This is a genomic window from Bacillus sp. N5-665, from assembly GCF_022637375.2.
In the GTDB taxonomy this organism is placed as follows: domain Bacteria; phylum Bacillota; class Bacilli; order Bacillales; family Bacillaceae_G; genus Bacillus_A; species Bacillus_A wiedmannii.
In genome coordinates this window covers 4,081,536-4,099,398 of sequence record NZ_CP093325.1, presented here as the reverse complement: position 1 = coordinate 4,099,398, position 17,863 = coordinate 4,081,536, and the positions used below count along the sequence as shown (strand labels likewise).

Below are 17,863 nucleotides of genomic sequence, written 5' to 3'. Positions count from 1 at the left end.
GAGACAATATGAAGAAAAATCGCTTATTATTTCGCGTTATTATTCTGCTCATTTTAAGCGGTGCTGTAGGATTTACACTTTATCAAGGGTTCTTTGCTGATAAGGAGAAAATGCAAATCGGAAAAGAAGCACCTAACTTTGTTGTGACAGATTTAGAAGGAAAGAAAATTGAACTAAAAGATTTAAAGGGAAAAGGTGTATTTTTAAACTTTTGGGGCACTTGGTGTAAACCGTGTGAAAAAGAAATGCCGTATATGAATGAATTATATCCAAAGTATAAAGAAAAAGGCGTTGAAATCATCGCGTTAGATGCAGATGAAACAGATATTGCTGTTAAGAACTTTGTGAACCAATATGGTTTGAAATTCCCGGTTGCCATTGACAAAGGACAAAAAATTATAGGGACATATGGAGTAGGACCATTACCGACAAGTTTTTTGATTGATAAAGATGGAAAAGTAGTGGAGCAAATTATAGGTGAACAAACGAAAGAACAGTTAGAAGGATATTTAAAGAAAATTACTCCGTAATAAAGAAAGCCTTTACATACGAGGTGCATTCATATAGCGCCTCTGGTTTAAAAATTCTGAGTATTGTGGTAACTTGAGGTTAGAATATACAATAGTACATATAGATACAGGGGCGGTGAGACTGTTGAAAGAAATTAAGTGTGAATGTGGACATGTTAATCCGATAGGAACTGTTTTTTGTGAAGCATGTGGGAAACCATTTGAAAGCAATGAAAATATAAAACTATTGGATATGCGCTATGAGGGGAGTGCTCGGAGATCTCTCACGCAAACAAAAACGATAGTCGATAAAATTTGGAGCTTTTTCTCTTCTGTAAAAGTGGGTGTATGGCTCATTGTAATCACTTTAGCTGCATCAGCGATAGGAACTATTTTTCCACAAGAAATGTACATAACTCCAGGAATTGCACCAGCTGAATATTATAAGCAAGAATACGGATTTTTAGGGCAATTATACTATCAATTAGGATTTAATAATTTATACGGTTCATGGTGGTATATGATTTTAATTGCTTCAATTGGTATTTCACTTGTGATATGTAGCTTAGACCGTGTCATACCACTTTATAAAGCTTTAAAGAAGCAAGGGGTGAAAAGACACCCTAGCTTTTTAAAGAGACAAAGATTATACGGGACTGGTACACCACAAGATGGTGACTTGGAAAGAGTGCAAAAGAATTTAAAGAAAGCAAACTATAATGTGAAAGTGGAAGACGGTAACATTTTAGCTGAAAAGGGACGGTTTTCACGCTGGGGTCCATATGTGAATCATATCGGTCTCATTATCTTTTTATTCGGTGCAATGCTCCGTTTTTTACCGAGTATGTACGTAGACGAAGCACTTTGGTTACGTGATGGTGAAACGAAAGAAATACCAGGAACGGATGGTCAATACTATTTAAAAAACGAGAAATTTATAAAGGAAGTTTATGATAAAAGTAAGGACAAGGAAGTTTTTGATGAAGCGATTGATCGTGTAGGTGATAAAATGATTGCGAAAAACTTCCAAACGAATGCTGTATTATATAAAGCGGTCGGCGAAAATATAGCTGGACAAAAACCGAAATTAGAAAAAGTAAAAGAAGCGGAAATTCGAGTGAATGAACCGCTGAAATTTGATCAATTTGCTGTATATCAAGTGGATTACAAAGAAAGTGAATTTAAAAGCATGTCATTCCATTTGCAAAACAAAGAAAATAATCAAAAGTGGGGACCGATTAAAGTAGATTTAACGAATCCTACAGAAAAATTTGATTTAGGAAGTGGTTATTCTTTAGAACTATTAAGCTATTTCCCTGATTTTTATTTTGATGAGAGTGGAAGACCAAATACAAAAATGAAATTACCAAACAACCCTGCATTTGTGTTTAAAATGTTTACGCCTGAAACACCAGATGGTGAAGTGAGTTTTGTTGGTATTCAGCAAAATATAGAACCTGATGGAAATAATAAATATAAAATGTCGTTTGCAGGTGTGGAAATGCAAAATGCAACAGCACTTACTGTAAGGAAAGATTTAACGCTTTGGATACTCGGTATTGGAGGATTTATATTTATGGTTGGTGTCATTCAAGGAATGTATTGGAATCATCGCCGTATTTGGATACAACGCGTTAATGATGAATGGTGGATTGCAGGACATACGAATAAAAATTGGTTCGGTTTAAAGAAAGATATTGAAAGAGTGCTAGAAGGTACAGCAATTCCGCAACCAAGCGATAAAGTAGTCGATAAAAAAATTAGTTAAGGTGGGGAAACGAAATGGTGCAAATAAGTAGTAACTTTCTCTTTACCGCATTTATTTTATATTTAATTGCCACTCTATTTTTCGGGGGAGCAATTAAAGAAAAAGGTCATAAATGGGCAAATATAGGAATAACGATTACAATTTTAGGGTTTATTGCACAAACAGTATATTTTGTTACAAGATGGATTGCATCAGGACATGCACCAGTTAGTAACTTTTTTGAGTTCGGTACGTTTTTCGGCATGATGCTTGTCGGAGCATTTATTGTCATGTATTTTATGTATCGCGTAAGTATAATCGGACTCTTTGCATTACCAGTTGCGCTTTTATTAATTGCCTACGCGAGTATGTTTCCGCGGGAAATATCTCCGCTTATTCCATCTTTAAAAAGTAATTGGTTACATATTCACGTGACGACTGCAGCAGCAGGACAAGCAATTTTAGCAATTAGTTTTATTACGGGCGTTATGTATTTATTGAAAAATGTAGATCAATCAACGAGAAGTAAACGTACATTTTGGTTAGAAACGGTAGTGTTCACACTTGTTTGTACAGTTGGTTTTATTGGAGTGACAACGGTATTTTCTAGTATGAAATATGAAGCGAAGTTTCAATGGATTGATAAAAATGAACAACAACTGGAAATGAAGTACAATCTTCCGGCTTTAGTAGGACCGCACGAAGGAAAGTTATTGACAGAAAATAAATTAGAACCGACAGTTGAAGTTCCAGCGATTGTAAATGCGAAAAAATTAAATACTGTTATTTGGTCAGTGTTAGTTGGGACATTACTTTATATTGTATTAAGACTTGTTTTACGCAAACGAGTATCGGCAGCACTTCAGCCGTTAGTAAAGAATACAAATAGTGATTTACTGGATGAAATCGGATATCGTTCTATTGCAATTGGATTCCCAGTTTTCACATTAGGTGCATTAATTTTCGCCATGATTTGGGCTCAAATAGCGTGGACACGTTTTTGGGGTTGGGATCCAAAAGAGGTTTGGGCGCTTATTACTTGGCTCTTTTATGCGGCGGTATTACATTTACGCTTATCAAAAGGGTGGCACGGAGAGAAGTCAGCGTGGTTAGCGGTAATTGGTTTTGCAATCATTATGTTTAACTTTATTGTAGTAAACTTAATTATCGCGGGTTTACATTCATACGCATAGAGAAATAAAATAGGAGAGTGAATGTCACTTTCCTATTTTATTTTTGTCAATTTTTCTTCTTTTTTGAGAAAAACATGACAAAGTAGCGGTTGGTTTTGTAAAATGATGTCGAGGACATTATATACTGTTCAAAAAAAATACATAGTTTTGGAAAAAAATTGAACAAACTTTATTATTCTTGTGAAGCATAATATGGGAAGTGAAACATTTAGAAGATTGCTTAAATAAACGAGAATAGCGTAACATACTAGTGTAGAAGGGTAGGTGTAAACCGTTGTGGTAAAAGTACGCAACGGGTAGAAATGGAAAATGAATCAAGAATTTTAATTGTAGACGATGAGGATCGTATTCGTCGTTTGTTGAAAATGTATTTAGAAAGAGAACAATACACAATTGAAGAAGCGGACAATGGTGATACAGCTTTAGAAATGGCGTTACAAAATGATTACGATTTAATCCTATTAGATCTTATGATGCCAGGTAAAGATGGTATTGAAGTGTGTAAAGGGGTTCGTGAGAAGAAAGCGACGCCAATTATTATGTTGACAGCGAAGGGTGAAGAAGTAAACCGAGTACAAGGGTTTGAGGTAGGAACTGATGATTATATTGTGAAACCATTTAGCCCACGTGAAGTAGTGCTTCGTGTGAAAGCGGTCTTACGCCGTTCTGTACCAACAACGTTCTTTACACAAGATACAACGACAAAAGATGTTACTGTGTTCCCTCATTTAACAATTGATAATGATGCACACCGTGTTACAGCAGATGGTAATGAAGTAAACTTAACACCGAAAGAGTACGAATTACTATTATTCTTAGCGAAAGCGCCTGATAAGGTATTTGATCGTGAGCAATTGTTAAAAGAAGTATGGCAATATGAATTCTTCGGAGATTTACGTACAGTTGATACGCATGTAAAGCGTTTACGTGAGAAGTTAAGCAAAAAATCACCAGATGCTGCAAAGATGATTGTTACCGTTTGGGGCGTAGGTTACAAGTTTGAGGTTGTGAACGACTGATGCTTTGGAGAAGTGTAGTAGGGAAGTTATGGATGACCATATTACTTCTCGTTTCGTTTGTGCTTGGATTTGTTGCGATTTTACTTTCACAGTTTTTTAGAACATATTATGTTGATATGAGTGAAGCTAGGCTTCAAAAAGTTGCAACAAGTGTTTCAGAGTTAATTGAAGAAGGTGCCGATGTAAAAACGATTGAGAATATCGCGTACAAATTCTCTGATCCACTTTCAAGGATCATTATTGTAGAAGATGGTAAAGAAATATCTTCTTCGCCGAAACAAGAAGGGTTAGTCACTCTTACAATGGATGATTTGAAAGAAGATAAAGAATTAGCGGCTGTTTTTACAGACAAAAAAGAAATTAAGAATAACATTAGAAAAGCCTCTAATAGTAGAAAGAATAAAAACACTGAAAATGATATTATGATTGTCGGAAAACCAGTGCATTCAAAAAATCAAAGTGCAGTGTTCGTATACGAATCTTTACAAGTACCGATACAAGGTATGGAGAGAACGACTGATTTTATATTCTTATCAGCAGGGATTGCGATTATATTAACAACGTTCTTTGCATTCTTCTTATCTACTCGAATTACAGCACCACTCCGTAAAATGCGTGAGGTTGCTTTTGAGGTGGCGCGTGGGAAGTTTGATGCGAAAGCTCCTATGGTATCTCAGGACGAGATTGGTGAGCTTGCAACGGCCTTAAATCAAATGGGGAAACAGTTGAAGTTTAATATGAATGCCCTGCAACAAGAAAAAGAACAGTTAGCAAGTATTTTAAGTAGTATGGCAGATGGGGTTATTACGTTAAATCAAGAAGGTGAAGTCGTTGTAATTAATCCGCCGGCTGAACATTTCTTACAAGTTTGGCAAGAGGAAAAAGAAGTAGAGCTAAGTAAAAAACTACCTTCTGAACTTGTTGAACTATTCCATCTCGTTGTAGAAAGTGAACAACAACAAGTGGTTGAAATTAATTTACAAAAAGGGAACTATGTAGTTCTTATGACGCCGCTTTACAACCAAACGAAAATTCGTGGTGCTGTAGCTGTATTACGTGATATGACGGAAGAACGCCGTCTTGAAAAGATGCGTCAAGACTTTATCGCGAACGTATCACATGAACTTCGTACACCGATGGTAATGCTTCAAGGTTATAGTGAAGCGATTTTAGATGATATTGTGCAAACGAAAGAAGAAATTAATGAGTTTGTTCAAATCATTTATGATGAATCTGTTCGTTTAGGTAAACTTGTAAATGAACTATTAGATTTAGCGCGTATGGAAAGTGGTAATGTAGAGTTACATATAGGTGAAGTTGATATTCATCCTTTCGTTGAAAAAATAGGTCGTAAATTCCAAGGGATTGCAAAGGATAAAGAAGTCGCATTAACGGTTGATTTCCAGAATCCAATTGAACAATACCCGTTTGATGCAGATCGCATGGAACAAGTATTGACGAATTTAATTGATAACGCAATTCGTCATACGAATGCAGGCGGACATGTAACGCTTGTAATTGATACGAAAAATAATGGTCTTACTTTTGAAGTACAAGATTCGGGCGCTGGTATTCCAGAAGAAGATATTCCATTTTTATTTGATCGTTTCTACAAAGCTGATAAAGCAAGAACACGTGGAAAAAAAGGTGGAACAGGGCTCGGGCTTGCGATTGCAAAAAATATTGTGCAAGGCCATGATGGTAAAATTGCTGTTTCAAGTGTTGTTGGAGAGGGAACTACATTCTCTGTATATTTACCGAATCGTATAATTTAGATATACGTTTTTAAAGTTGATAATGAATAAAGTTCTACTGTTTTTTATTTTTTTGTAAAATCAATTAAATAAATAACAGTAGAACTTTTTTTTCTATCTTAGTCGAATGAAGAATAGCAAGAGGGGTGTCGTGAAGCGATGAAATTATACACGAAAACAGGAGATAAAGGGACAACAAGTGTAATAGGCGGCAGAGTGGATAAAGATAATATCCGAGTTGAAGCATATGGCACGATAGATGAGGCGAATTCTCATATTGGATATGCAATGACTAAGCTACAAGGCGGATCTTTTGGAGATATTTACAATGAACTTGAAAATATTCAACATGAACTATTTGATTGCGGGGGAGACTTGGCGATAGTAGAGGGGAAAATTCCTTATAAAGTAACGGTTGAAATGGTTGAAAGCTTAGAAAGAAGGATTGATTCGTATATAGAAGAAGCACCGCCGTTAGAGCGTTTTATTTTACCAGGTGGAAGCGAAGCGGCAGCTGCTATTCATATTGCACGTACAGTTGTAAGGCGAGCAGAACGATGTGTAGTGTCCTTGCAAAAAGAAGGGGAAATAAATGAAGTTGTTCTAAAGTATGTAAATAGATTATCTGATTATTTGTTTGCAGTGGCTAGAGTAATAAACGCTCGATTACAAGTAAAAGATGTGGAGTATAATCGCAGTGCAATCGTTTTTCGTGATAAAAACGAGAAGGAAGTGGAGTGATTCACTTTCTTTTTTTGTATACTTTTTTCTGTAATATACCAAAATAAGAGAAGGTATGGTGTTAATTAGAAAACGGAGGATGTATATGAAAGTGTTAAAATGTGGCGTCATGTTATTGACGGTATTGTTTTTATCTCAATTACATGTGTACGCAGAGGGAAATCAATGGACATGGCCTGTTGAAGGGCAGATAAGTGATTATTTTGGGACAAGGCATGGAAAACACTACGGTATAGATATAGCGGCACCGATTGGCACGCCTGTGGCAGCTATTCAAGAAGGTAAGGTAACAAAGGCTTATTATTCAAGTAGTTATGGAAACGTTGTATTTATTAAACATGGAGAATATGAGGCCGTGTATGCGCATTTAAATAAGAGATATGTAGTTCAAGGGGATTATATTTCAAAAGGAGAAATAATTGGAGAAGTAGGAAATACAGGAGAATCGAGAGGTGCACACTTACATTTAGAAGTTCATCAAGGAAGATGGACGATGGCGAAAAAGAATGCGATGAATCCATTGCTTGTTCTAAATGAACAGAGAAATGAAGTTGTTTCCTCATCCTTATATGTCGTCCAAAAAGGGGACACTTTAGTTAGTATTGCACGGAAATTTAGTATGTCAGTTAAGGAAGTTAAAGATAAAAATGGACTGCAGCAAGATTGGATTTATCCAAATCAACAATTATACGTAAAGTAAAAAAAGAGCTAGTTAAACTAGCTCTTTTTTTTACCAAAAAATAAAGACACATATAAATCCAGAAATAGCTAAGTAGCTATATAAGTAAAATACTTTCGTTCTTGTTTTTTCGTTCGTTCGAAATAGTACAATAGTCGGTTCAATTAAACCGATTGTCAAACAAAGTAAACCAAGAAGCATACAACCGATTGAAATGGAGTACAGGGCGATTTGTGGTGCTTGAAATGGAATCATCCATTTTAATAAAAATGCAATAAGTGCAGTGTAGCAAATGCTGCCGATGTATTTATTCAACGGTGCATTAGAACGGAACCCTGGAAGTTTTTTTAAGAAAGAGCGGGAAACAACTTCAGTTTGTAAAGATGTGTGCTCTTCAATTATTTTTTGAGCTTCTTTTCCTTTTTGGAAAAGGGATAATATCCAGTTTCGCTCACCTTGAAAAATAAATTGAGAAGTTGTCAAATAATGATCCACCTTCACTTTATTCCAACTCTTCCATGGGTGACGCTCACACAGTTTTAATTTACTCTCTGTTTTTTTATCATACTGATAAATACTGATGCCATCTTCATCGAAAGCAGCATAGTATGTCTCGCTTGAGAATGTGCCTAAATCAATTGGACAGTAGAAAAGTAATTCTTTTTTTAAGTAAAAGTATTCTTTTCTTAAGTTTTTTTTCATTGCTTCTCGAATAGAGTGTCTCTTTTCTTTTTTCATGACATTTCCTCCATAATCCAGAAAATGTTCTTATCTTAACAATTCAACATCTTATCACTTTTCATTATATATGACTAGGGGATTCGTAGGGGAAATGCCGAATACTAAAAAATCTGGGGTGTATTGTAAAATATAGTGATTGGTTTTAATTATATAAAATTAATAACTTATTTTTAATAAGTTACACTTTTTTTGTTCACAATACGATTATGTTGTTGTATAATAAAGTGGAAAATAGAATATCGGTCTATCTTCGGGGCAGGGTGAAAATCCCGACCGGCGGTGATGAACTATATGTGATTTTGTTCTAAGCCCGCGAGCCGTTAAGGCAGGATTTGGTGTGATTCCAAAGCCGACAGTATAGTCTGGATGGGAGAAGATGGAGGTTCAAGCGTTCAAAAAAGATATGGATTTGAACGTCTGTTTGATGTGCCTTAAATTCTCCCTTTGTGTAAAACACAAAGGGTTTTTTCGTTCTATGAAAAAGTAGGCATAGCAGAACCTTTCCACTTTCCATGAGAAGATCGATGGAAAAGGAGAGAGAAAGATGAAACAAAAAAACAGTGTAGTGCAGATGGTGAGTGTAGCGATGCTAAGTAGTATTGCATATTTACTGATGATGTTGGATTTCCCGTTTCCAGGGCTTCCGCCATTTTTAAAAATTGATTTTAGTGATGTACCAGCTCTAATTGCAGCAATTATTTTCGGGCCAGTTGCAGGGATAATTGTAGAGGCGATAAAGAATATTTTACATTACGGAATTCAAGGGAGTTTAACGGGAGTGCCAGTTGGAGAAATTGCTAACTTTATTGCAGGATGTTTATTTATTGGACCGGCAGCTTTCTTATTTAGAAAGTATCGTACTGTTAAGAGTTTAACGACAGGATTAATGCTAGGGACAATTACAATGGCGCTCATTATGAGTGTATTAAATTACATCATTATATTCCCAGCTTACACTTGGTTTTTAAATTCACCAGCTATGTCTAGCGAGGCTATAAGAACAACGGTTGTAACGGCAATCTTACCATTTAATTTGATTAAAGGAATTGTTGTGACAATTGTATTTGTAGCGTTATTCTCACGCCTGAAAGTATGGGTGTTTGCAAAAATGAAAAATGCATAAAATATAAAATAAAACCATTAGTAGTATGGAACTACTAGTGGTTTTTTATTAAGTAGAATGAAAATAGAAAACAAAAAATATCCCTCATATTAATGAGGGATATTTTTTGAAGTTAATAAAAGACTATTCGAATTTTAAAGAGTCGCCATCAAATGATTCATCAGCAACTTTAATTGAGTCAGTTGGACAACCTTCGAATGCATCCATCATATCTTCAATTAATACATCTGGAATTTCAACGATACCTTGGTTATCGTCTAACGTTACAAATGCAATACCTTCATCATCATAATCATAAATGTCTGGTGCAGCAGCGCCGCAAGCACCACATGCGATACAAGTATCTTTATCAACGATTGTATATTTTGCCATCTTTTTTCCCTCCTGATAATATGTATGTGAAAAGCTCGCCATAAAAATTATAACCTTATTGTAAAACGGTTTTTAAAACTTTTCAACATAAAATTATAATGATAATCCTTATCAATTAGAGTGTCAACTAATTTTTGCATTATGTCATAAGATTTTCAAAATACGTAAATGTTATTTCGTTTGGTACAATATACTATATACAAGTACATAGTGCCGATATGATAAGTTTAATGAGTAACATAGAATGGTGCAATCATACTAAAAAGTAATTAAGCTAGATTGAAAGGTGGAAGCGGTAATGCAACTACAATATACTTTATTGTATTGTTTAAAACAATTGAATGGTGAAAGGACCGTTTCTTCTATTTATTATTTATTAAAAGGAAAACGATCTTCGCAAACGTTACAAGATGGAAATATGTTCCGAATTTCATTTTTGTTTGGAATATATAAATCGTTAAATAGAACAGATTATGATCGTGAAGTTGCAAAGTTGTTGCAAGCAGATTTGATTCGAGAAATACATGAAAATACATATTTGTTAACATCTAAAGGTAAAATGCAGTTACATACATGGGAGGAAGTGTATGCTTTTCCCACGCATTTACATGGTTTACACTATGGTGAATTAGGTGAAACATTTTGGAAACGATTATCATTAATTATTCAAACTATATCTAATTTACAACAGAATAATACGAAGTTTATTCCCATTCAACAAGATACAGAAATAATGATGTGGGTAAAACGTTTTTTAACAGGTATACCATATAGGCGAAGTGAATTGGCTAAAATATTATGGAAAGAAATACATAATCTTTTAGGAAAAGGTGATGTGGTAGAAGCAACGATTGTAACATATAGATTAACAGGATATGAACGTATCGGTTGTACATTGCAGCAATTAGCGGAAATTACGAAACAAGATATATTCCGGGTGTATTTTTTATTTTGGGGTACAATTCACTTCTTTATACAAGAAGTTCACGATAAAGAAAATGAATTTCCGCTATTAGCTGAGATTATCTCTTATCCAAATGAGAGAGCTGAATTATTTAGTTTATCAACGAAAAAAACATATAATTTTTGGAGACAAGGACGCTCTTTAGATGAAATAGCGACAATTAGAAATTTAAAGGTTGCAACGATAGAAGATCATTTTGTTGAAATTGCTTTGCGGGAAAAAGAGTTTTCAATCGAGATGTTTATGGAAAAAGACAAAATAGATAAAGTAACAAAAGTAATTGAGGCATTACAAACACGTAAGTTGCGTGAGTTGAAACAAGCGGTTGGAGAGGGTATCTCTTATTTTGAAGTTCGTCTTGTATTGGCGCGGATGGAGGGTATAAATGAAGCTTGAGGAATATTTATATAGATGGTTTGGATATTCTGAATTTCGTACAGGGCAAAAAGGGGTAATTACAGATTTATTAGAAGGAAAAGATGTTATAGCAATGCTCCCGACTGGAAGAGGGAAGTCTATGTGCTATCAACTTACAGGGCTAATGCAAGAAGGGACCGTGCTTGTTGTATCACCATTATTATCTTTGATGGAAGATCAAGTTACACAATTAAAGTATGTTGTGAAAAACCGAGTAATAGCATTTAATAGTTTTCGGACATTACATGAAAAAAGAGAAGCGATGAAAAAATTAGCTTCATATAAATTTATTTTTGTTTCACCAGAGATGTTGCAGTCGGAAGTGTTAATAAGAGAATTGAAGAAAGTTCATATTTCATTATTTGTTGTAGATGAGGCTCATTGTATTTCACAATGGGGTTATGATTTTAGGCCAGACTATAAAAAACTAAATGTAGTCATTGAAAATATCGGGTCTCCTACGGTGCTAGCATTAACGGCAACAGCGACAAAAGATGTACTCCGAGATATAGCAGAGAGTTTAGATTTGAAGAAAGTGACGCAGCATGTATACTCTATTGATCGTCCAAATATTGCGATGGAAGTACAATTTGTGGAGACGATAGAAGAGAAGAAAGAAGCGCTTTTGGACCAGGTGATGTATTTACAAGGGCCAGGGATTGTATATTGTTCAAGCAGAGCGTGGACAGAACGTTTAACGGAGTATTTAAGAGGAAAAGGCGTGACTGGTGTCGCTTTTTATCATGGTGGTATGGAACATGAAGAGCGTATGTTAATTCAACAGCAGTTTATGAATGACCAGTTGCAGCTTGTAATATGTACAAGTGCTTTTGGTATGGGAGTAAATAAGTCGAATACGAGCTATATTATTCATTTTCATTATCCGACTAATATAGCTTCCTATTTACAAGAAATCGGAAGAGCTGGAAGAGATGGTGAACCGAGTATAGCTATCTTACTATGTAGTCCGTTAGATCACGATTTGCCAATTTCAATAATTGAAGATGAATTGCCAAGTCAGTCGCAAATACAATTTTTATTCTCTTTACTACAAGAAAGAATGTTTCAAACGAAAGAATTACCAATAGAAGAGGTAGAAGAAATTTGTTATAATGCAGCAAGATTTAATGAACAATATTGGCGTTTCATCCGCTATCATCTTGAACAGCTTGGAATCATACAACAGCGAAAATTAAAATTAGAGAGCTTGTCAGATGAAATTATGAACAGATTAATAGCTGAAGTAGAAATAAGGCTACGTAATAAATATAGTGAGCTAGAAAACATGAAATCGTGGATACAAGGGAAAGAATGTAGGCGTGAATATTTGTTACAACAGTTCGGTTATAGAAAAGAGAACGAGTTGAAAAATTGCTGTGACTATTGTGGTATTACAAAAACAGATTATAAAAAAAGACAAGCGCAACAATCGGATTTCGACTATAATTGGGAAACAGAGTTACAAAAGCTTTTCGGTCTAGAAAAGATGGGGGAATGATGAACATTCAAAGGCATAATATTGAAGATATGAGTCCGAAAGAAATAAGGCTGAATCTGTATATCACACAGTTCATTATTATCGGTATCGGTTGTTTACTAGCATATATATTATTCCGAGATATAAAATCGGTGTATAGTCTGTGGAAGTGGGAACCGGTGTCTATACTTATAATAGGTGGCTTGTTGGCGATTGGTATTGTGTTATTAGATTATGTTGCAATGCGAGTATTTCCAGAGTCTTGGTTTGATGATGGTGGTATTAACGATAAGATGTTTCAAGGAATGTCAGTTATGCACCTACTCGTTATTACGTTCATTATCGGCTTTGCAGAAGAATTTTTATTTAGAGGTGTAGTGCAGACGCACTTTGGAATTGTAATAGCGAGTTTAGTATTTGCAGTGTTACATATTCGGTATATAACAAAGCCATTTTTGTTTTGTTTCGTCTGTTTCATTAGTTTTGTCTTTGGTTATGTATTTGAATGGACAGGAAATTTGTTTATAACAATCTTTGCACACTTTCTTGTTGATTTTATAATGGGACTCCAATTAAGAAAATAAATGGAAGGTGGTGGTGAACAACATGAGAAAACGAATTCCTGATTTCGAAGAGGAATTAGAAGTTGAGCGAGTGGAAGAAAAAGAAAGTTTGCCGCCGCGTAGTGAAATTCATAGAAATAAAGAGAAAAAAGAAAAGTTTAAAATGAATCATATTTTCGTCCGAGTTTTAACATTTCTATTCATATTACTACCAATTAGTATCTTATGGTATACAGATAAATATATTCAGGTGAAAAGTGATGGTAATAACGCTGGGAAAAGTGCGTTTGAGGTCATTTTCTTTGATTCAGCTAAATCTGAGTCTGAGGCAACATCTGAGAAAGTAGTAACGCATACGGTAAAAGAAGGAGAAACTTTAGAAAGTATAGCGAAGCAATATTTTTCAGATGAAACTGGGATTGAAGTGATTAAAAAGTATAATGATTTACAAGAAGATGAAGTGAATGTAGGTCAAGAAATAAAAATTCCGATAAAAGATAAGTCCGCAAAGCAGGATAGCTAGTAACATACCTACTATAAAAACGGAGGATTATCTTTATGAGGAAGGGAGTAAAAAATATATGATATGGATTATCTTATTAAGTGCTCTCATATGTATTGGTATTATATTTCTTCTTGTAATGTATACAGAAGCGATGCGTAATACTGTGTTAGAACATACTTTACTTTTTGAAGAATTTCCGAAAAGTTTTCAAAAAGTAAAGGTGTTTTTTATTTCTGATATTCATAGAAGGGTCATTTCAAGTTCATTAATTGAACAAGTAAAAGGAAAAGTAGACCTTGTAATTATTGGCGGTGATTTAGCGGAAAGAGGCGTCCCTTTATCGAAAATTTCTGCAAATATACAAAAGTTAAGAGCGATAGCTCCTGTATATTTTGTGTGGGGAAATAATGATTATGAGATTGAATATCATGAATTAGATGCTTTTTTATTAGAAAATAATGTGAAAGTTTTAGATAATACAAGAGTTGTATTTGAGTCTGAACTAGGAGAAAAAATTTGTTTACTCGGTGTAGATGATGTTGGTTTGAAGCGTGATCGTTTAGATTTAGCGTTGGCTGATTGCAAAGAAGATGGTTTTCGCATATTAATTAGCCATAACCCTGATATAATAAATAAAATGTCTGGAAAAGAACAAATTTCACTTGTGTTAAGTGGACATACACATGGAGGACAGATTCGATTATTCCCATCTAAAAAATATTTAAAAGGTGGCGTATATAAGCATTCAAATATGACTCTTTTTGTTAGTAATGGATATGGAACAACGTTGATTCCACTTCGCTTCCGAGCACCTGCTCAAACACATATTATTACGTTGTGCGGAGGGAAATGATGCCAACTCTAAACGGGAAATATAACATAAAAGCTGTTTCGAATATAATTGGAATTCAGCCGAGTACGCTTCGTGCATGGGAAAGACGATATCAAATTATTGCCCCAAAGCGGAATCATGCGGGGCATCGATTATATACAGAAGAGCATATTCAAATTTTGAAATGGTTAATGGACAAGGTTTCTTCCGGCATGATGATTGGACAAGCAGTTCAATTATTAGAAGGGAATCGTTTGCAGAGTAATGTTCAAAAAGAAATACATTACGATAGAGAAGTTGTTTTAGTGGACGATTTACTGCAAGCTTTGTTAAAATTTGATGAAATTACAACTTCTGCATTGTTAAACGAGGCTTTCAGTATTTATGCAACAGAAAAAGTCATAGCAAGTATTGTTCTTCAAGTGTCAAATAAATTGTTAACGTTAAAAAATAATAATGAAGTTACAATGGTGCAATTCCAATATGTCGTATCATTTTTACAAACTCGTCTAGGAATGGTGTATCATAATGCATCATCATTTTCTTCTATACACAAAGTTGTCGTGTTAGAAAATAATATGTTGAAAGGGTTTGTTTTCTCAACGTATTTACGCTTAAAAGGATATGAGGTGATATATATTAGGTCAAGCTTAGCGGAAGATGGTATTTTGTTAGCTGTTGAGCAAATACAACCTACATATGTAGTAGTCTCTTTTGATGAGGAACGAGAACTTAAGAACGCGATGAAAGACATGAGTTTGTTGCAAGAAAAAAGTGAGAAACTTTCTGTTGGATTTATAGGAGAAATAGGTGCTCGAGATCAGTTGAACATTCAAACATGCCTAATTGGTGATACGAAAGAAGAATGGGATGATTGGTTAAAAATGTTAGAATAGTTGTTCGAAAAGAACCATCTATTTTCTATTTCATATAATAAAAATTATATTCATTGGTTACGTAGGGAGGGTATGAGATGAGGCTGGAACGATTAAATTACAATAAGATAAAAATTTTCTTAACATTTGATGATTTATCTGAACGAGGGTTAACGAAAGAAGATTTGTGGAGAAATGCACCGAAAGTACAGCAATTATTTCGTGATATGATGCAAGAAGCAAATAAGGAACTAGGGTTTGAAGCGGATGGCCCGATTGCAGTTGAAGTATTTTCTCTACAAGCGCAAGGAATGGTCGTAATTGTAACGAAAGAACATCAAGATGTGGATACAGATGATGAGTTCCGTGACGAGTTTATTGAAATGCAAGTGACTCTAGATGAAAGCGAGCATATACTTTATGAGTTTGCTACACTAGATGACGTAATTAACCTGTCGAATCGTTTATATAACCTTGATGTAACTGGCGGAAAACTATATACGTGGGATGGGCGTTTCTATCTTTGGATGGAAGAAGAGGAGCAAGTTCAATTACTGAAGGCAGATTTTATAGCTATTTTAGCGGAATATGGTAATCCGTCTACAGCAACTATTTATCGTCTAATGGAGTATGGTAAAGAATTAATGGCTTCTCAAGCAATTGAACAAATACACAATTACTTTGTGAAAAAACAAAACCTTAGCTAATATAACAAAGCTAAGGTTTTGTTTTTTATTTGGAGAAACCTAAAATGTTGGTCTGAAAATATCAAAACGATTAATGGTATAGCGGGAATCATAAATATTTGGGCGCTCTTTACTATACTTAAAAATATCTTCTTAAGTTGTTATATATAAGTAAAATAAAAAATATTTAAATATTTAAGTATTTTACTTTTCTAAAAGCAATAAAAGGACTATAATGATAGTGAAAACGCTTGCAACAGGAAATAGTTTGTATATATTTGTTAGCGTTTTCTATTGCATTCCAAATTTAACGGTGTATACTAGGCAATGAAGGTTTACTAAACAAGTGAAATTACAGGGGGTTTACTTACTATGGTAGCCGAAAAGGGAACTCAAACAAAAACACAACAACAAAGGGAACAACATTTTGAACTATTGAATTCGACACAAATTGTTATTAGTGAAGCATTAGAAAAATTGGGTTATCCAAACGAAGTATATGAATTATTAAAAGAACCAATTCGTATGATGACAGTGAAAATACCAGTTCGTATGGATGACGGGACTGTTAAAATATTTACAGGATATCGTGCACAACATAATGATGCTGTTGGTCCAACGAAAGGTGGAATTCGCTTCCATCCGAATGTAACAGAAAATGAAGTGAAAGCACTTTCGATCTGGATGAGTTTAAAATGTGGTATTGTTGATTTACCATACGGTGGAGGTAAAGGTGGAATTATCTGTGACCCACGTGAAATGTCATTCCGTGAGTTAGAAAGATTAAGCCGCGGTTATGTACGAGCAATTAGCCAAATCGTAGGACCGACGAAAGATATTCCAGCTCCAGATGTATTCACAAACTCTCAAATCATGGCATGGATGATGGATGAATATAGCCGTATTGATGAATTTAATTCACCAGGATTTATTACAGGTAAGCCACTTGTATTAGGTGGATCACATGGACGTGAAACAGCAACGGCGAAAGGTGTAACAATTTGTATTCGCGAAGCTGCAAAAAAACGCGACATTGATATTAAAGGTGCACGCGTTGTTGTTCAAGGATTCGGTAATGCTGGTAGCTTCTTAGCTAAATTTATGCATGATGCAGGCGCGAAAGTTATTGCGATCTCGGATGCTTACGGTGCATTGCATGATCCAAACGGATTAGATATTGATTATTTATTAGACCGTCGTGATAGCTTCGGTACAGTAACAAAACTATTTAATAATACAATTTCAAACAAAGAATTGTTAGAACTTGATTGCGACATTTTAGTTCCAGCTGCAATTGAGAACCAAATTACAGAAGAAAATGCTAATAATATTAAAGCGAAAATCGTTGTTGAAGCTGCAAATGGTCCAACAACATTAGAAGCAACTAAAATTTTAACAGATCGCGGAATTTTACTTGTTCCAGACGTATTAGCAAGTGCTGGAGGTGTGACAGTATCTTACTTTGAGTGGGTACAAAATAACCAAGGTTACTACTGGACTGAAGAAGAAGTAGAACAACGTTTAGAAAAAGTAATGGTAAGATCATTTGATTCTATTTATGAAACAGCACAAGTTCGTAAAGTGAACATGCGCTTAGCTGCGTATATGGTCGGTGTTCGTAAAATGGCTGAAGCAAGTCGCTTCAGAGGTTGGGTATAATATTATA

Annotated in this window: 18 protein-coding genes and 1 riboswitch; of the genes, 16 read left to right on the top strand and 2 right to left on the bottom strand. The window is 34.8% G+C overall.

Annotated elements, in window-relative coordinates; translation table 11 throughout:
* The first annotated feature begins 8 nt into the window (after positions 1 to 8).
* From resA to MNO09_RS23545, 7 genes are all read left to right on the top strand, one after another.
* The gene (gene resA, locus MNO09_RS23575; RefSeq protein ID WP_000742206.1) at positions 9 to 530 is read left to right on the top strand and encodes a thiol-disulfide oxidoreductase ResA; all 522 of its coding nucleotides are present in this window, start codon (positions 9 to 11) and stop codon (positions 528 to 530) included.
* Between the two features lie 121 nt (positions 531 to 651).
* On the top strand, positions 652 to 2,277 hold the full coding sequence (gene resB, locus MNO09_RS23570) for a cytochrome c biogenesis protein ResB (RefSeq protein WP_088107038.1): 1,626 nt from the start codon (positions 652 to 654) through the stop codon (positions 2,275 to 2,277).
* Positions 2,278 to 2,291: 14 nt separating this feature from the next.
* Complete coding sequence (gene resC, locus MNO09_RS23565) at positions 2,292 to 3,449, top strand: cytochrome c biogenesis protein ResC (RefSeq protein WP_000250072.1); 1,158 nt, start codon at positions 2,292 to 2,294, stop codon at positions 3,447 to 3,449.
* Between the two features lie 302 nt (positions 3,450 to 3,751).
* Positions 3,752 to 4,468 carry a DNA-binding response regulator ResD gene (gene resD, locus MNO09_RS23560; protein WP_000426862.1) on the top strand — a complete coding sequence of 239 codons (717 nt, stop codon included), beginning with the start codon at positions 3,752 to 3,754 and terminating at the stop codon, positions 4,466 to 4,468.
* Positions 4,468 to 6,243 (top strand): sensor histidine kinase ResE, encoded by a 1,776-nt coding sequence (gene resE / locus MNO09_RS23555; protein WP_000964664.1) that lies wholly within the window; start codon positions 4,468 to 4,470, stop codon positions 6,241 to 6,243. Before resD ends, resE begins: the two co-directional genes overlap by 1 nt.
* A gap of 138 nt (positions 6,244 to 6,381) precedes the next feature.
* Positions 6,382 to 6,963, top strand: a complete 582-nt coding sequence (locus tag MNO09_RS23550; RefSeq protein ID WP_000781282.1) for a cob(I)yrinic acid a,c-diamide adenosyltransferase — start codon at positions 6,382 to 6,384, stop codon at positions 6,961 to 6,963.
* An 85-nt stretch (positions 6,964 to 7,048) separates the two neighbouring features.
* On the top strand, positions 7,049 to 7,663 hold the full coding sequence (locus MNO09_RS23545) for a peptidoglycan DD-metalloendopeptidase family protein (RefSeq protein ID WP_000866127.1): 615 nt from the start codon (positions 7,049 to 7,051) through the stop codon (positions 7,661 to 7,663).
* Between the two features lie 30 nt (positions 7,664 to 7,693).
* Here the strand turns inward: MNO09_RS23545 and MNO09_RS23540 are convergent, their stop codons facing one another.
* Positions 7,694 to 8,380: a hypothetical protein gene (locus tag MNO09_RS23540; RefSeq protein ID WP_000711800.1), complete on the bottom strand. Its 687-nt coding sequence runs from the start codon at positions 8,378 to 8,380 to the stop codon at positions 7,694 to 7,696.
* A 245-nt stretch (positions 8,381 to 8,625) separates the two neighbouring features.
* A riboswitch (FMN riboswitch) is annotated at positions 8,626 to 8,765 on the top strand.
* Positions 8,766 to 8,927: 162 nt separating this feature from the next.
* Here MNO09_RS23540 and MNO09_RS23535 point away from each other — a divergent pair.
* A complete protein-coding gene (locus tag MNO09_RS23535; protein ID WP_000810851.1) occupies positions 8,928 to 9,506 on the top strand; it encodes an ECF transporter S component in 579 nt (192 codons plus the stop codon).
* Positions 9,507 to 9,629: 123 nt separating this feature from the next.
* On the opposite strand, the gene MNO09_RS23530 is transcribed toward MNO09_RS23535, so the two are convergent.
* A complete protein-coding gene (locus MNO09_RS23530) occupies positions 9,630 to 9,878 on the bottom strand; it encodes a ferredoxin (protein ID WP_001151994.1) in 249 nt (82 codons plus the stop codon).
* Positions 9,879 to 10,176: 298 nt separating this feature from the next.
* Between MNO09_RS23530 and MNO09_RS23525 the strand changes: the two genes are divergently transcribed.
* The 8 genes from MNO09_RS23525 to gudB all read left to right on the top strand — a co-directional run bounded on the left by MNO09_RS23525 (position 10,177) and on the right by gudB (position 17,856).
* Positions 10,177 to 11,238, top strand: coding sequence for a YpbB family protein (locus tag MNO09_RS23525; RefSeq protein WP_001176984.1), 1,062 nt, complete (start codon positions 10,177 to 10,179; stop codon positions 11,236 to 11,238).
* The gene (locus tag MNO09_RS23520) at positions 11,228 to 12,757 is read left to right on the top strand and encodes a RecQ family ATP-dependent DNA helicase (RefSeq protein WP_000763006.1); all 1,530 of its coding nucleotides are present in this window, start codon (positions 11,228 to 11,230) and stop codon (positions 12,755 to 12,757) included. The genes MNO09_RS23525 and MNO09_RS23520 overlap by 11 nt, the downstream gene beginning before the upstream one ends.
* Complete coding sequence (locus MNO09_RS23515; protein ID WP_001025763.1) at positions 12,757 to 13,320, top strand: CPBP family intramembrane glutamic endopeptidase; 564 nt, start codon at positions 12,757 to 12,759, stop codon at positions 13,318 to 13,320. Before MNO09_RS23520 ends, MNO09_RS23515 begins: the two co-directional genes overlap by 1 nt.
* A gap of 22 nt (positions 13,321 to 13,342) precedes the next feature.
* The gene (locus tag MNO09_RS23510; RefSeq protein ID WP_001231546.1) at positions 13,343 to 13,822 is read left to right on the top strand and encodes a LysM peptidoglycan-binding domain-containing protein; all 480 of its coding nucleotides are present in this window, start codon (positions 13,343 to 13,345) and stop codon (positions 13,820 to 13,822) included.
* 58 nt (positions 13,823 to 13,880) lie between these two features.
* Positions 13,881 to 14,657, top strand: a complete 777-nt coding sequence (locus tag MNO09_RS23505; protein ID WP_000637807.1) for a metallophosphoesterase — start codon at positions 13,881 to 13,883, stop codon at positions 14,655 to 14,657.
* Positions 14,657 to 15,532 (top strand): MerR family transcriptional regulator, encoded by an 876-nt coding sequence (locus MNO09_RS23500; RefSeq protein WP_001142645.1) that lies wholly within the window; start codon positions 14,657 to 14,659, stop codon positions 15,530 to 15,532. The genes MNO09_RS23505 and MNO09_RS23500 overlap by 1 nt, the downstream gene beginning before the upstream one ends.
* A gap of 77 nt (positions 15,533 to 15,609) precedes the next feature.
* Positions 15,610 to 16,218, top strand: coding sequence for a genetic competence negative regulator (locus MNO09_RS23495; protein ID WP_001235391.1), 609 nt, complete (start codon positions 15,610 to 15,612; stop codon positions 16,216 to 16,218).
* Positions 16,219 to 16,569: 351 nt separating this feature from the next.
* Positions 16,570 to 17,856: an NAD-specific glutamate dehydrogenase gene (gudB, locus tag MNO09_RS23490; RefSeq protein ID WP_000225171.1), complete on the top strand. Its 1,287-nt coding sequence runs from the start codon at positions 16,570 to 16,572 to the stop codon at positions 17,854 to 17,856.
* The last annotated feature ends 7 nt before the right edge of the window (positions 17,857 to 17,863 follow it).

What these genes read in the sequence shown, in the direction of transcription:
- resA (WP_000742206.1), top strand. Translation starts at nt 9, where the DNA reads ATGAAGAAAAATCGCTTATTATTTCGCGTTATTATTCTGCTCATTTTA.
- resC (WP_000250072.1), top strand. Translation starts at nt 2,292, where the DNA reads ATGGTGCAAATAAGTAGTAACTTTCTCTTTACCGCATTTATTTTATAT.
- resD (WP_000426862.1), top strand. Translation starts at nt 3,752, where the DNA reads ATGGAAAATGAATCAAGAATTTTAATTGTAGACGATGAGGATCGTATT.
- resE (WP_000964664.1), top strand. Translation starts at nt 4,468, where the DNA reads ATGCTTTGGAGAAGTGTAGTAGGGAAGTTATGGATGACCATATTACTT.
- MNO09_RS23550 (WP_000781282.1), top strand. Translation starts at nt 6,382, where the DNA reads ATGAAATTATACACGAAAACAGGAGATAAAGGGACAACAAGTGTAATA.
- MNO09_RS23545 (WP_000866127.1), top strand. Translation starts at nt 7,049, where the DNA reads ATGAAAGTGTTAAAATGTGGCGTCATGTTATTGACGGTATTGTTTTTA.
- MNO09_RS23540 (WP_000711800.1), bottom strand. Translation starts at nt 8,380, where the DNA reads ATGAAAAAAGAAAAGAGACACTCTATTCGAGAAGCAATGAAAAAAAAC.
- MNO09_RS23535 (WP_000810851.1), top strand. Translation starts at nt 8,928, where the DNA reads ATGAAACAAAAAAACAGTGTAGTGCAGATGGTGAGTGTAGCGATGCTA.
- MNO09_RS23530 (WP_001151994.1), bottom strand. Translation starts at nt 9,878, where the DNA reads ATGGCAAAATATACAATCGTTGATAAAGATACTTGTATCGCATGTGGT.
- MNO09_RS23525 (WP_001176984.1), top strand. Translation starts at nt 10,177, where the DNA reads ATGCAACTACAATATACTTTATTGTATTGTTTAAAACAATTGAATGGT.
- MNO09_RS23520 (WP_000763006.1), top strand. Translation starts at nt 11,228, where the DNA reads ATGAAGCTTGAGGAATATTTATATAGATGGTTTGGATATTCTGAATTT.
- MNO09_RS23515 (WP_001025763.1), top strand. Translation starts at nt 12,757, where the DNA reads ATGAACATTCAAAGGCATAATATTGAAGATATGAGTCCGAAAGAAATA.
- MNO09_RS23510 (WP_001231546.1), top strand. Translation starts at nt 13,343, where the DNA reads ATGAGAAAACGAATTCCTGATTTCGAAGAGGAATTAGAAGTTGAGCGA.
- MNO09_RS23505 (WP_000637807.1), top strand. Translation starts at nt 13,881, where the DNA reads ATGATATGGATTATCTTATTAAGTGCTCTCATATGTATTGGTATTATA.
- MNO09_RS23500 (WP_001142645.1), top strand. Translation starts at nt 14,657, where the DNA reads ATGCCAACTCTAAACGGGAAATATAACATAAAAGCTGTTTCGAATATA.
- MNO09_RS23495 (WP_001235391.1), top strand. Translation starts at nt 15,610, where the DNA reads ATGAGGCTGGAACGATTAAATTACAATAAGATAAAAATTTTCTTAACA.
- gudB (WP_000225171.1), top strand. Translation starts at nt 16,570, where the DNA reads ATGGTAGCCGAAAAGGGAACTCAAACAAAAACACAACAACAAAGGGAA.